The sequence below is a fragment of the Lysinibacillus sp. NPDC056185 genome, assembly GCF_047737915.1.
GTDB lineage: Bacteria > Bacillota > Bacilli > Bacillales_A > Planococcaceae > Lysinibacillus.
The window spans coordinates 155,825-169,276 of sequence record NZ_JBLLLQ010000002.1 but is presented as its reverse complement, the minus strand read 5'-3'; the positions used below and the strand labels follow the sequence as shown (position 1 = coordinate 169,276).

The window sequence follows — 13,452 nt, the reverse complement described above, 5'->3', positions numbered from 1 at the left end:
TCCCTTAAGAATGTTTAAAGTTTGGCTGTCTTTTTTCAATAAATGCCTGGACGCCTTCTTTAGCATCCTCTGTTAAAAATAGCTCAGCAAAACGTGTTCGTTCAAGTTCCAATCCTTTTTGAAGGTGATCTTTCCCTCCCTGAACTATACATTCAATTGTACGGGATACACTTGTCATACTTTTACCGTCAACAAAGGATTGAGCAACAGCTTTTGCAGTTGGTAGAAGTTCCTCAGGTTCCGTCACCATTTGAATAATACCTAGCTGTTGTGCTTCATCGGCACTTAATTGTTTGCTTGTTAAAATTAATTGTAGAGCCTTTGCTTGGCTCGTCATTCTGCTAAGTCGTTGTGTGCCACCAAATGTTGGAAGTAACCCGAGTTTTAATTCTGGTAAGCCAACAATGGCATTACTCGAAGCGATTCTGAAATGGCAGCCTAACGCTAGCTCTAGTCCCCCTCCAAGGGCTGGACCATTAATGGCTGCAATAACAGGCTTTTTCATTGCCTCAATCTCATCACATAGGGCTTGTCCTGCCTCGGCCATTTGCAATGCTCTTTCCTGTTGTCCAAAGGCAGAAACAAATTCCTTAATATCTGCACCAGCGGCAAAAAATCGGCCGGAGCCTGTAACAATGATAGTGTTCGTTTCTTTATCCTCTGCTAGCTCTTTGAAAATGAAACGAAGATTTTCAATTGATGCTGATGACAAAGTATTTGCTGGTGGATGATCTAAATGAACAATCGTGATGGAACCTTCTTTGCTTACATTGGCAAATGTATCGACCATTATCATTTCCTCCTATTTTTGAGAATTAACTAATAGATTTTGGGTTGTTGATGATACTTTTCGCAATCTCTCTTTTCTTCATAAAGAGATTCTGATGTAGCGGGATGTTTAAGTGTTGAATATCATTCAGCCATGTTTTTCGTATTTGCTCATTTGTTTCAGCAGCAAAAATAATGTCAATTGTACTTTTTTCTATTTTACGATAGCCTTCCTGGCACAATATTTCTGTCATCAAGTTTTTCGTTTTTTCATGTGTTGCCTTTTCCGATCTCAGCAAAGAGGATTCCATAATATAAACATCTTTTGCCATATCAGCCAATAGGCGCATGTATTCCTGTTCTTGTTCCAGATTAATCTGTGCATCTGCAATGACATCAATGGCTACTTGCATTAAGTACTTGGAAAGCTGGATGTATTGGTGATTACTTTCTGCGGGTTGATAAGATACTGAAATTTTATCTGTAGAAGCTGTTTGCGCTTGCTTTTTATATAACATTTTTGCGATTGTTAAACGATTGATTTCATTCGTTCCTTCAAAAATACGGCTAATTCTTGCGTCACGATATAAACGTTCTACCTCATAATCCTGCATATAGCCATATCCGCCATGTATTTGTACAGCTTCATCTACAATTTTTCCAAGTGCTTCTGAGCAATTGACTTTATTGATTGCGCATTCTATAGCGAAATCGGCTATTTTTTGAACTATTGACTCTTTACTAGCTAACTTAATGACATCATCCAATTCACCAGCTGTTCGGTATGCAGCACTTTCTGCACCGTAAATTAAGATCGCCATGTCAGCAAGTTTTTCCTGTATCATTGTAAAATCAACAATTGGTTTTTGAAATTGTTTCCGTTCTTTACCATAATTCACGGCTAATTGTAGTGCCTGTTTGGAAGTTCCAATGTTTGAAAAAGCTAGCTTTAGACGCGCCATATTCAATATATTCATGGCAACCTTATGGCCTTTTCCAACTTCGCCAAGAACATTATCACTTGGTACTGCAACGTCTTCCAAAATAAGGGTAGCCGTCGAAGATCCTTTAATGCCCATCTTCTCTTCTTCTTGCCCAACAGAAACCCCTGTAAAGGTACGTTCTACAATGAAAGCAGTCATTCCTTCGATTGTTTTCGCAAAAACGACAAAAATATCTGCTAGCTGAGCATTGGTAATCCATTGCTTTTCACCGTTTAATATCCATGATGTGCCACCCTCATTCAAAATCGCATTTGTTTTGGGACGTAATGCATCTGAACCCGCTTCTGGCTCCGTCAGTGCATAAGCTCCAATCCATTCACCTGTGGCCAGCTTTGGTAAGTACTTCAGCTTTTGTGACTCATCCCCAAAATAGACATAGGGCAATGTGCCAACTCCTGCATGAATATTGTAGGATACGCTAAAAGAGCTCCCATAGCCCATCCTTTCTGCAACTAGCCCAGAGATTGTTTTATTGAGTTCAAGACCCCCATAAGCTTCGGGTATTTCAATAGCAAGTAAACCAAGGTCACCTGCTTTTTGAAATAATTGACGAGTGACATCATATTGATGCTGCTCAATAGCTGAAATATAAGGTGAAACATCCTGTTTAATGAACAACTCCGCAGTTTTTGCTATGAGCTTTTCCTCATCCTGAAAGTCCTCAGGTGTAAAGATCGTCATTTTGTCTTCTAGTTTATCCATACTAGCCCTCCTTGAAAGAAAGAGGAGAAAAGCAAGTTACTTTATTTCCTCTTTAGGTAAAATGGTTTTCGCCAACTCACTATCTAAATCTTCGAATTTGTAATAAGAAATGGATTCATATAACTCACTTCTAGTTTGCATATCCTCGATAGCTTCTTTTTGAGTCCCTGTATTTTTTATTAATTCAAACACTCGTTCATATGCTTTGGCTGCTACTCTCATGGATGTAACGGGATAAATAACCATCGAATAGCCCATTTTTTCGAACTCCTTAGCCGTATAATACGGTGTTTGTCCAAATTCAGTCATATTGGCTAATAAAGGAGCATCTAACTCACTTGCAAATTGTTTAAACTCTTTTTCTGATTGTAGAGCCTCTGGAAAAATAGCATCCGCTCCAGCTGCTACATAGGCTTTGGCTCTAATGATAGTCTGTTCTAAACCTTCTACAGACCTTGCATCTGTTCGGGCAACAATAAGTAAAGTAGGTGCTATTTGTTTAATCATTTTTATTTTTTGTATCATTTCCTCTTGGGAGACGAGTGTTTTACCATTCAAATGACCACATTTTTTAGGAAGATTTTGATCCTCAAGCTGGACAGCAGCCACCCCTGCCTCTACCATTTCACGAGCTGTGCGGGCAACATTTAATACACCACCAAAGCCAGTATCGATATCCACTAGAATTGGTAAATTAGTAGCTCGGATAATATCGCTAGCACGCTGAGCAACTTCATTTGAATAAATCATTCCTAAATCAGGTAAGCCCCTGCTCGCTGTGTAAGCAGCTCCAGAAAGATATAATGCCTCAAAGCCAACTTTTTTAGCCATTAAGCCGGCCATTGCATCATGAGCTCCTGGTATTTGCAAAATAGCTGAACGAGTGATTAAAGCTCGAAATTGTTCTGCTAATTGTTTTTGTGAAACTGCTTCATTGACAATCCACGCCATCTATATAACCTCCTAAATAAATAAATCTACAAATTCATGAACATAGCTATTTTCGACAAGCTCTTTATCTGCACAAATCTGATTAATTTTATTTAATTGTTTTTGAGAATAATGTGTACTCATGTTTTGCTGGAATTTATCAATGATTTGAGGGAATGCTTCCTCACGACGGAAACGATGTCCTAAAGGATATTCACACTCAACTAGCTCTGATGAAGTGCCATCTTTGTAATAAACTTGAACAGCATTGGCAATCGAGCGTTTTTCAGGGTCTAAGTAATCGATTGTATATTGTGTTTTTTCAACGACCACCATTTTATTTCTCAAGTCATCGATACGTGGATCCGCAGCCACATCATCTTCATAGTGATCTGCTGTAATGTCACCATAGATGAGACCAATAGCTGTAATGTATTGAATACAATGATCACGATCAGCTGGGTTATTAAGAGGTCCCTCTTTATCGATAATACGAATGGCAGATTCATGTGTAGTAATTTCAATTCTTTCAATTTCATTTAATCGATTTTTCACATCATGATGTAAATGTACGGCGCATTCAGCAGCGGTTTGTGCATGGAATTCGGCTGGATAAGAAACTTTGAATAGAACATTTTCCATGACATAAGATGCAAGTGGTCTAGCAAGTGTTAATTTTTGTTTATTAAAGAGAACGTCTTGGAATCCCCAGCCAGGTGCTGATAAGGCAGTTGCATAACCCATTTCGCCCTTCAAAGCCATCATGGCTAATTGCACTGCCCTGCTTGTTGCATCTCCAGCAGCCCATGATTTTCTAGAACCAGTATTAGGTGCATGTCGATATGTTCGTAAGCTCGAATTATCAATCCAAGCATTTGACAATGCATTGATAATTTCTTGATGAGAGCCACCTAATGCCTTTGTCACAACGGCTGTTGTCGCAATTTTGACAAACAAAACATGATCTAAACCTACACGATTTAAGCTATTTTCTAGTGCTAGAATACCTTGTATTTCATGGGCTTGTATCATCATTTCTAAAACGTCTTTTATTTTAAGAGGCTCTTTACCCTCTGCAATACGTACGCGACTCAAATAATCTGCAACAGCTAATATGCCACCTAAATTATCTGATGGATGTCCCCATTCAGCCGCAAGCCAAGTATCGTTATAATCCAACCAACGAATCATACAACCGATATTGAAGGCGCCTCTAACTGGATCAAGAACATAGGGAGTCCCCGGAACACGTGTACCGTTTGGGACGACTGTACCTGGTACTACTGGACCAAGAAGTTTCGTACATTCAGGATACTGTAAGGCTAAAATGCCACAACCCAAAGTATCCAATAAAACATAACGTGCTGTTTCGTATGCCTCTTCACTTGTAATCGTTGTATTTAATACGTAATCAGCAATATCAGTTAGTAATTGATCTGTCTTAGAAATTTCATTTGTTTTAATCATCTATATCTTCCTTTCATTGCATAATTTTGCTATACTAGTATACTGATGGACATTGGTCAGAATGCCCATCAGCTCTATGGCGAGTTGTTAAAACTTGATTATACCGATAATTCTTCAAGGTTATGACGCTCGCCAATATAATTGACACGAGGTCTAAATAATCTATTATTGTCATGCTGCTCTATAACATGAGCACATAAGCCGATCGTTCGTGATCCAAAAAAGATTGGCGTATATATTTCAATCGGCAAACCAAGCATGTAATACACGGGTGCTGCATAATAGTCTAAATTTGGGTACAAACCTTTTTTCTGTACCATCACTTTTTCACCAGCTTCACACATGTGATATAAGCGGTCATCCCCTTGCTCCAAACATAATTTGTGCAAAGCCTCTTTCATAATTTGCGCTCTTGGATCCATCTTTTTCATATATACACGGTGACCAAAGCCCATAATCTTTTCTTTATTTTGTAGTTTGTTTTCTAGCAATGTTTTAAAGCCTTCAACTGTTTTCGCTTCTAGAAGCATATACATCACTGCCTCGTTTGCCCCGCCATGTAAATTACCTTTCAATGATGCGACAGCCCCAGTTAAAGCACCATACAAATCAGATTGTGTAGAGGCGATCACGCGAGCTGTAAACGTCGAATTTGGCATCTCATGTTCACTATATAAAACGAGTGACTGATCAAAGATTTCTTCTTCTAACGCAGTTGGTTTTCTGCCAGTAATCATGTAATAAAAATTAGCACTATAGGAAAGCTGGCTATCAGGCTCCACGACGTCTTGACCATTTAATACTCGATAGCTATTCGCTACGATGTTGGGCATGCCACCTAAAAGTCTATATGCTCGCATCAAATTCATTTCAGTAGAACGATTATTGATGTGCTGATCATAACCTGCTAAAGCAGAAATTCCTGTTCTAAGCCCATCCATAGCATGTGTACCATTAGGCAATAACTTGAAAATTTGAAAAATCTCTTGTGGAACCTGATAATTAGATTTCAACTTGTCCTGTAAATCAGTCCGTTGCTCGGTAGTTGGTATTTCTCCATGCAACAATAAATAGACAATGTCTAAATACGAATATCTCTGTGATAATTCAATCAAATCATAGCCTCGAATGACAATTTGACTTCCTACAGTGTCTAAAAAAGATAGCTTTGTTTCAGCGGCAATAATACCATCGAGACCGGGTGAATAATTTAACTCCATTCATTACAACCCCTTTGTTTAATTATTCTTGTAAGCGTTACCATTCAAACACAAAAGAACAACAAAAAAAACAACTTCTACCCCTTTGAGAAGTTGTTAATCTACAAAAACATGACAGAGCAAAAAAACAGTGAATTCATGTAAATTCACAAAGATCATGCAGTAGCTAACACCTCCCTATCCTCGTAGGTCAATTGATGCTTTTCTTAGTGGCAGGTCTCCTGACTTATGATCAACGCTACAATAACACCTTCCCATTTTGACAAACAAAACAGTGGACTTGTTATCGAACTCCTAAATACAGTTGCGGGACAGTGTTGGACTCTCACCAACTTCCCTTTTAATCAAATGGAATCAAATCCATTTGAACCACCAAAATTTAGCATATTCAATTTGTCTATTCACCTTAACATAGAGTTTTCGAAACAATCAATATAGTTGAAATTTAGAGAAGCTTGATCATAAAAAGCTATTTTTCATTTTTCAAGAACTATTCTACGTTTTTTAGCACTATTTTGTACAAAAAAGATTGTTAATCAATACCATTGAAACTATTTTTATAATTTGTAAGTAAAATAGAGGATTCATATTTTGAAAAAGCGAATATTTTTTAATGACAAGTATTAGGAGGGCGAATATGGGATATATTTCAGAATTAAGGAAACTTATCGGTAGTAGACCAATTATAAGCATCGGGGCGACAATTCTTGTGATAAACGATGATAAGAAAATACTCTTTCAACATCGTTCGGATACGTTGGATTGGGGATTACCTGGGGGCTCAATGGAACTAAACGAAACTTTAGAAGAAGTTGCTTGCCGTGAGCTCTATGAAGAAACAGGACTTGTGGCCAATGAATTTGACTTGATTGGTGTTTTTTCGGGACCAGATTATTATTTCCAATATCCAAATGGGGATGAAGTCTATACAGTCATTCATCTTTATGTTGCTAAAAATGTAAGTGGTGTATTGGAGAAAAAGGATGATGAGAGTTTGAATCTTACATATTTTGGTGAAAATGAGCTCCCAGATAATATGGAAAAGAGAACAAAAAATCTATTAGAAAATCTAGAAGATAAATTGTGGGATTTAGGTAGTTCTTTTGCAAATAATAATAGAAATTTTAGTAAATAAAAACATTTGCTACGGACCCTACGCCTGATTGGATCGTTGCTAATGATTTTGTTAAACGACCACCCTTAACTTCAATGCCTGAGCCTCTATTATCAAACGGCTGTCAGGTATTTTAATACCAGTAATATTTGTTATCAGTATTACTATTAAATAACTATAGCTTATAAAGAATTATAAAAATCGAATCTATATATATAAATTCTATAATTTCTATGATAACCATAGAATTTTTTCTATGATCTTTCGTTCAATTCTCAGATGGAATGATATGAAAAAACGAAAATAAAAAGATTCTATTAATGCACACTTTCGGAGTACCGAATGCCATCAAAAGAATCTTTTTATAACTCATTTGTCAATTACTCTAAAAACACAAGGTTATTTTAATAAAATTTCCCTATTCCCAAAATTCCATTAAAAGGGTATTTATCAACTACCAATTATTACTTTTTGGTTATGTCCATTACTTCCGATTAGATAAATAATGGCGCTATTACATCCGGTATGAGTATATGCAACACAAAGTCGGTAGAAAAGTGAGCAATCATAGCCGACTCCAGACCCTTTTTCCAGTAGAGCCAACCATAGATAACGCTAAGAGAGCCGTTAAGCAATACCGCCCGGAGGATTACGTCGCTAGTGATGGCGGTTATCGCGCCCGTTATTCCGAGATGACCGAGGCCGAAAATAACCCCTGTTATAATAATAGCCAACCACACGCCGATTTTAGTTGGTCCTCTATCTTTCGCCTTTTTGATTTTGGAAGCAATCCAAACCAAAAGCGTCATCAAAAAAAGCCGGAATAATATTTCTTCTGCCGTACCTCCATAGAAAATCGCAAGCGCTGATTTCCAAACCGGCACCACCATTTCCGCCTTCATTAGTTCAACAGACATATTCCAGAACGGGATGCACAGTAAAACGACAAGGACACCGCCCAAAATGCCCCAAAAGAAAGATGCACCGAGTATAGATTTCAAATAGTCCTTTCGCTTTTCACCGCCTGTAGTTCCCTCCAAAATCGGTGCGCCAAAATCAATCCGAAAAAGCTTGCCAGCACACCTAACACCAGTGTTTGTGCAATCTGCGCAGGTATGATGATCTACATAGGTGCGTTATCTGGCAGCGGTGCAAGCGCGTACGTAAACGGTATAACCATTACGCCCGTCACGACGCATACGGCAATAAGTATGAAGAATAGTTTCCAGTTTATTATCTTTTTCATGAAGCAGTTTTCTTCTAAGAAATTATTTCGTGCCTATAGTTAGAAAATAAAACTAGCTATTGTTATTTACCTCCTGATGACTATTCCGATACCGAATGAATCCAATCGGCAATATCATTGATCACTTGTTGATCGACATGTTGTGCAACTTTATACTCTTTTTTTGCTTTTCGTATCTCTCCATAAACAAAAGGCATAAAAGCATGATTTAGGTTTAGATAGAGTTTATACGTTACATTGGTTCTATCTCCCAATATTCTTTTGTAACCATTAAAATCCTTTTCAACAGATACATGGAAATCTTTTTCTCCTTGTAGAATAAATATGGGCCTATTTAATTCCTTGAGATAATTGGCAGATGGATGTTCGCCCATTTCTTTTAGGTAGTAGGCTCTAACATATTTTCCTAAAACTGAAGTTGATTTTGCTTCTTCATCACTTAGGTTATAGATGTTGTCAAACTTTGATGATAATGCTGCTACTTCCAGCGGTTGATTTAAGATTATATGACACAGGACTTCCAATGAATTTGCCTGCTTCGCGATCCAAATATCATCACTTTCCTTCTTAATCCGGACACATAAATCAATGGCTTCTTGTAACAGTTCTTCTTGTTTTCCCCTTTCCGTAGCAAGGACAAAATGATTGACATATAATTTAGCTATTTGCAGTAGCAGAGGAAAACAAGAGAAATATTTCTTTATAATTGCACGGCATTGATCAAGTACATCATCAAAAGGCTTGTTGCTAAAATCCTCAGCCAGCCGTTGGTATGTTTTCTTTATATCTTTTTTTGTCATTTGCGGGAGGTAGCCAATGAGTTCATCAATGCTTATATTAAAATAGGTTGCCAATTGTGGCAGCAGGGTGATATCCGGATAGCTTTGAGCCGTCTCCCATTTGGATACGGAAGCCTTTGATACACCGACATACTCAGCAAGTTTATCTTGTGTGATACCTTTTTCTTTTCTTTTTGCTGTAATAACTTTTGCAATACTTATTTCTCTCATCATTTTCACTCCCTATACTGTTATTAAAATGCATTTTACCGTCAATTCCAATGGAGTTATATTTTATTTTAGTAGAAAAAATCAACCGCAAGGCAACAAATCCAGTGATACACAAAATCCATTACGCTTTTGTAAACATTTTTTGTATATTGCCAGTAGGAAATATTTTTTAATGACATAGCCAATACAATAACACTATATTCCCTTAGCCTACGGTTCGAACAATACTTGAATGGAGTGTAATTTACGGTCTAACTATTTTGTTAATAGCAGTGGTTGATGGGGGTTTTTTGACCAAATCCTAAAATTGTAGACATGATATTGCTCTAATGTATGGTCAGTTCCACACAGGGTAACTCAACTTGGTTGTTACGACTTAATACAACTAGAGGTTGTTTGGTTCCACCGTCATTACATATAGATTACCCAGAAAAGTAAAAATACTTGACCTGACAAACCGTCACCCAGTATAAAACTGGGGTTTTTTTGTTTTTTCTAATCAAGGATAAGCTTTTCGGAACCTCCTCCTGTAATACAAAAAAGGATTCTTTTGATTCATACATCCGGAGTACCGTATGTCATCAAAAGAATCCTTTTATTTTATTTTGCATATCCAATTCAAATTATAATAAAGTAAATACAAGCTAATTTTCTCTTCAAAATACCAGTCAGTTGAACGGTGTATTGTAATTATAGTTTAACCTTAACTTCAGTACCGTCTTTAGCTTTGACATCGACTAGCACGATTCCCTTATAATTTTTCAGTTCCTTGACAATAGGCTTTAGCGTTTCTTTGTCAATTAGCGGAAAGGTAAAGTCCAGTTTTTTTCTTTCGAAGTGCTCTCTTGTCCATTTGTTTGCTTTTTGCTGAACAAATTTTGAAGACAAAATTGAAATAACAATGTTTAACATAGCATATGGAACTGGAATGGTGAACCGAACGTCTTTTGCTTTCACTTTTACATACATCATAAGCAAATCACTATTCAATAATGACCGAAACGGTATCCCCGTTAGCCGATTTAATATCAACAATTTGGCCATCTAATTCATTTTCGATTGCTTCGATAATAAGATTGATGTCTATATCTTTAACGTATTTTTCCGATTGAGGAATACTCGCTGCGATGCTGTGTCCAGCCATTAATACAACCTTGACAAGCTTTAAAGGTAAATTGACCGTAACGTTATCATTTTCAGCTGATACAACACGGATTTTTAAAGTTTTATCTAAGTATTTAGTCGGTTTTTCTAAAAGGTTCTCCTCTGTTTCTGCTTTCTCTTTTAATACTTGAATCAGTTCCGATGCCTTATCTGCATCAATCTTACCTTCTTGAACCATTGTTAACACTCTTGAGATTTCCTCTTTCATAGTTAATTCCTCCTTATTCTTCCTTTAAGAGTTTAATGGCTTCTTCTGCTGTGATTTCGCCATTTTCCAACATAGTGACAATTTTTTTCTCGTCTACTTCATTTTTCTTCTTCTGCACATATCCAAGGGATGAAATGATGTCTGTTAGCTTTCCTCGTACTGTTGGATACGAAATCCCTAGTTCCTTTTCAACTTCTTTGATATTCCCTCTACATGTTAAAAATACTTCCACAAAATGAAGCTGATCCTTTGATAAGGATGCCAGCTTAGATAATTCAAATTCATTTTCAATCGTCGTGTGACAATGAGAGCACTGTAACTTTGTAATTTTCAATGTTTTACTGCAGACAGGACAATTTGTGATTACTTTATAAGCCATAATTAAGTCCTTTCCTTTTAGTTGATTTGATTATATAACAAAAAATTAAAAATGTGAACAATAAAATTAATTTTTATAATACCTAAAATCAATAATATTAATTCGTTATTTAATATTATTGATTATCTGTTTCCTTTGAATAAAAAAACTCCATAGGTCTTTCGCGAGGCTGAGAGATGAAAATATAAGCAAGCTACATGTCTTTTTGAAGTGATTGATATCTTCTGCAAGATCACATCAAGACTAATGGTTTCATCTAATACGATCAAATATGGTTTTAAAGCAAGGGCCCTTGCGAGGTTGTCACGTCGTCACTCTGTTTTGCTAAAATGTTCGAAATTAAGGAAAGGTTCTTCTAATATCTCAAAAATCGTCGCTTCGGATTAACAGACAGCCTGCAAATGGTCGACAAGCTTGAATAGTAAGGCTTAAATCCAGCTAATAATCGAGAAGTCATTATAGAATTAACTGAAAAGGGCCAACAGGTTTATGAATATCAAAAAGAGCTAGGAATTGATGTAAAAATATTAAATCGACTAGATGAGTTTACAATAGATGGTTCGAAAAATTTATGAAGATCGCCTCCATCTTCAATGAAATAACGAGGGAATCACTCAAACTTCAATTGGATAAAACATCTAAATTAACACTTTAGCCCCTTTTCATCCAATTATTCTAACTTTTTTTAGTAAAATTGCCCATGATTGTTGCAGAAGTTTTACACAGTTAAAATTAAGGTTTCAATTTTGCTGTTTAAAGGTAATCGGTAATATTATTGAAAAATAACTCGTGCCTGTTTCATGCTATTCTTACTTTATTCAATTGCGAAAGCTTTTTGAAAGGAGTAGGTTTAATTGAAGAAAAGATGGTTATTACCCATTTTCGCATCGTTTATGTTCTTTACAGGTATGGGTGTTCATGATGCAAAAGCGGCAACAATAGCAGATTTAACAAGTACAGCAAAAGCATATATAGGTGTTCCTTATCAATATGGAGGAACAGATATTAAAACAGGTGTAGACTGTTCAGCATATACACAAATTGTTTTTTCTAAGTTAGGGATTTCACTACAACGTACATCTACAGCTCAATATCAGCAAGGTACGTCGATTGCTAAAGATCAGTTGAAGACTGGGGATCTTGTATTTTTTAATACTTCGGGAAGCGGGGTTTCCCATGTTGGCATATACATAGGTGACAGCAATTTTATTTCAGCTACTACAAGTTCTGGGGTTAAAATCGATAAAATTAATGATCCTTATTACTGGGGATCTCGTTACGTAGGGGCAAAACGCATTGCAAACTTCACTGAAAATGATTTGGGAGAAGTAAAAGGCACTGAAGTCGACTTTAGCGTTTATGCATCGCGTGGAGAGGTAGCCCTTAAACTGGCTAATCAATTACATTTAGATACTAGTAATACCAATTCAAGTTTTCCTGATGTAAGCCCATCGTCTAAATATGCAGGTGCTGCGGAAGCACTAAAAAAACTTGGCGTTTTCACGGGTGATGTCAACGGAAAATTCAATGCAGGTTCTCCTATCACACGTGGTCAATTATCGAAAGTTTTAGTGGAAGCATACCATTTAAAACAACAAGGAACAGCACTACAATTTGTTGATGTTCCAAGTTCGCATTGGGCTTACAATTATGTAGCCATTCTCTCTTCCAATAAAATTACGATTGGTAAAGGTAACAATATGTTCGGGGTGGAAGACAATGTCACACTAGTACAATTAGATACCTTCCTTCAACGATTAGCCCAATAACTTCAATAAAAGGTGTTTCATCTATGGATGAGATACCTTTTTTTCGTTCTTTTGCTTCTGGGGAATATCATTCAATGCGATCTCTACTGTTTTCCCAATGAGCATGTCTAATAAGCTTACGTCTTGAAGACGAAGCCGACGAAATTTTGTAAGCGAACTTGAATCAATGACTGGATCTTCTGGCGCCATATCCAAGAAATATTTGAATGACATATCGTACTTTGAACGCTCTACAAGGTCGACGTCTGATACATCATAAATCGCTTTTAATAATAAGTACTTAAACATACGAATTGGAGGAATGGCATTACGTCCATTGTCTAAACAATATTTTGTTTTTAACTCTTCTAAAATGAATGAAAAATCAACAAGTTCATTGATTTGGCGAAGTATATTATCTTTTGGCACAACAATATCGTAGATCGCCATGTATGGACTTAAATTGAGAGTTTCTTGATTTGAAATCATTGG

Annotated in this window: 13 protein-coding genes, 1 pseudogene and 1 riboswitch; of the genes and pseudogenes, 2 read left to right on the top strand and 12 right to left on the bottom strand. The window is 36.7% G+C overall.

Annotated elements, in window-relative coordinates; genetic code table 11:
* Positions 1-4 precede the first annotated feature (4 nt).
* The 5 genes from ACMZ42_RS03255 to mmgD all read right to left on the bottom strand — a co-directional run bounded on the left by ACMZ42_RS03255 (position 5) and on the right by mmgD (position 6,091).
* The gene (locus ACMZ42_RS03255; RefSeq protein ID WP_415730550.1) at positions 5-790 is read right to left on the bottom strand and encodes an enoyl-CoA hydratase-related protein; all 786 of its coding nucleotides are present in this window, start codon (positions 788-790) and stop codon (positions 5-7) included.
* A 25-nt stretch (positions 791-815) separates the two neighbouring features.
* Positions 816-2,474 (bottom strand): acyl-CoA dehydrogenase family protein, encoded by a 1,659-nt coding sequence (locus ACMZ42_RS03250; protein WP_415730549.1) that lies wholly within the window; start codon positions 2,472-2,474, stop codon positions 816-818.
* Between the two features lie 36 nt (positions 2,475-2,510).
* Positions 2,511-3,425: a methylisocitrate lyase gene (gene prpB, locus ACMZ42_RS03245; protein WP_415730548.1), complete on the bottom strand. Its 915-nt coding sequence runs from the start codon at positions 3,423-3,425 to the stop codon at positions 2,511-2,513.
* A 12-nt stretch (positions 3,426-3,437) separates the two neighbouring features.
* Positions 3,438-4,871, bottom strand: coding sequence for a 2-methylcitrate dehydratase (gene prpD, locus ACMZ42_RS03240; protein ID WP_415730547.1), 1,434 nt, complete (start codon positions 4,869-4,871; stop codon positions 3,438-3,440).
* Positions 4,872-4,969: 98 nt separating this feature from the next.
* Positions 4,970-6,091: a citrate synthase gene (gene mmgD / locus ACMZ42_RS03235; RefSeq protein ID WP_415730546.1), complete on the bottom strand. Its 1,122-nt coding sequence runs from the start codon at positions 6,089-6,091 to the stop codon at positions 4,970-4,972.
* 193 nt (positions 6,092-6,284) lie between these two features.
* A riboswitch (cobalamin riboswitch) is annotated at positions 6,285-6,480 on the bottom strand.
* Between the two features lie 248 nt (positions 6,481-6,728).
* Here mmgD and ACMZ42_RS03230 point away from each other — a divergent pair.
* Positions 6,729-7,226, top strand: a complete 498-nt coding sequence (locus tag ACMZ42_RS03230; protein WP_415730545.1) for an NUDIX hydrolase — start codon at positions 6,729-6,731, stop codon at positions 7,224-7,226.
* A gap of 473 nt (positions 7,227-7,699) precedes the next feature.
* On the opposite strand, the gene ACMZ42_RS03225 is transcribed toward ACMZ42_RS03230, so the two are convergent.
* The 6 genes from ACMZ42_RS03225 to ACMZ42_RS03200 all read right to left on the bottom strand — a co-directional run bounded on the left by ACMZ42_RS03225 (position 7,700) and on the right by ACMZ42_RS03200 (position 11,212).
* On the bottom strand, positions 7,700-8,245 hold the full coding sequence (locus ACMZ42_RS03225; RefSeq protein WP_415730544.1) for a CPBP family intramembrane glutamic endopeptidase: 546 nt from the start codon (positions 8,243-8,245) through the stop codon (positions 7,700-7,702).
* Positions 8,246-8,328: 83 nt separating this feature from the next.
* Entirely contained in the window at positions 8,329-8,451 is a 123-nt protein-coding gene (locus ACMZ42_RS03220; protein ID WP_415730543.1) for a hypothetical protein, read from the bottom strand.
* An 80-nt stretch (positions 8,452-8,531) separates the two neighbouring features.
* Positions 8,532-9,461, bottom strand: coding sequence for a helix-turn-helix domain-containing protein (locus tag ACMZ42_RS03215; RefSeq protein ID WP_415730542.1), 930 nt, complete (start codon positions 9,459-9,461; stop codon positions 8,532-8,534).
* A gap of 690 nt (positions 9,462-10,151) precedes the next feature.
* Positions 10,152-10,433 carry a hypothetical protein gene (locus ACMZ42_RS03210; RefSeq protein ID WP_415730541.1) on the bottom strand — a complete coding sequence of 94 codons (282 nt, stop codon included), beginning with the start codon at positions 10,431-10,433 and terminating at the stop codon, positions 10,152-10,154.
* Positions 10,434-10,443: 10 nt separating this feature from the next.
* Positions 10,444-10,833 (bottom strand): SHOCT-like domain-containing protein, encoded by a 390-nt coding sequence (locus ACMZ42_RS03205; RefSeq protein ID WP_370076321.1) that lies wholly within the window; start codon positions 10,831-10,833, stop codon positions 10,444-10,446.
* Positions 10,834-10,846: 13 nt separating this feature from the next.
* Positions 10,847-11,212, bottom strand: coding sequence for a DUF2089 domain-containing protein (locus tag ACMZ42_RS03200; RefSeq protein ID WP_415730540.1), 366 nt, complete (start codon positions 11,210-11,212; stop codon positions 10,847-10,849).
* Between the two features lie 854 nt (positions 11,213-12,066).
* Here ACMZ42_RS03200 and ACMZ42_RS03195 point away from each other — a divergent pair.
* Entirely contained in the window at positions 12,067-12,981 is a 915-nt protein-coding gene (locus ACMZ42_RS03195; protein ID WP_415730539.1) for an NlpC/P60 family protein, read from the top strand.
* 72 nt (positions 12,982-13,053) lie between these two features.
* Here ACMZ42_RS03195 and ACMZ42_RS03190 read toward each other — a convergent pair.
* Positions 13,054-13,449, bottom strand: a pseudogene (locus tag ACMZ42_RS03190) (transposase); the annotation flags it as partial.
* Positions 13,450-13,452: the final 3 nt, after the last annotated feature.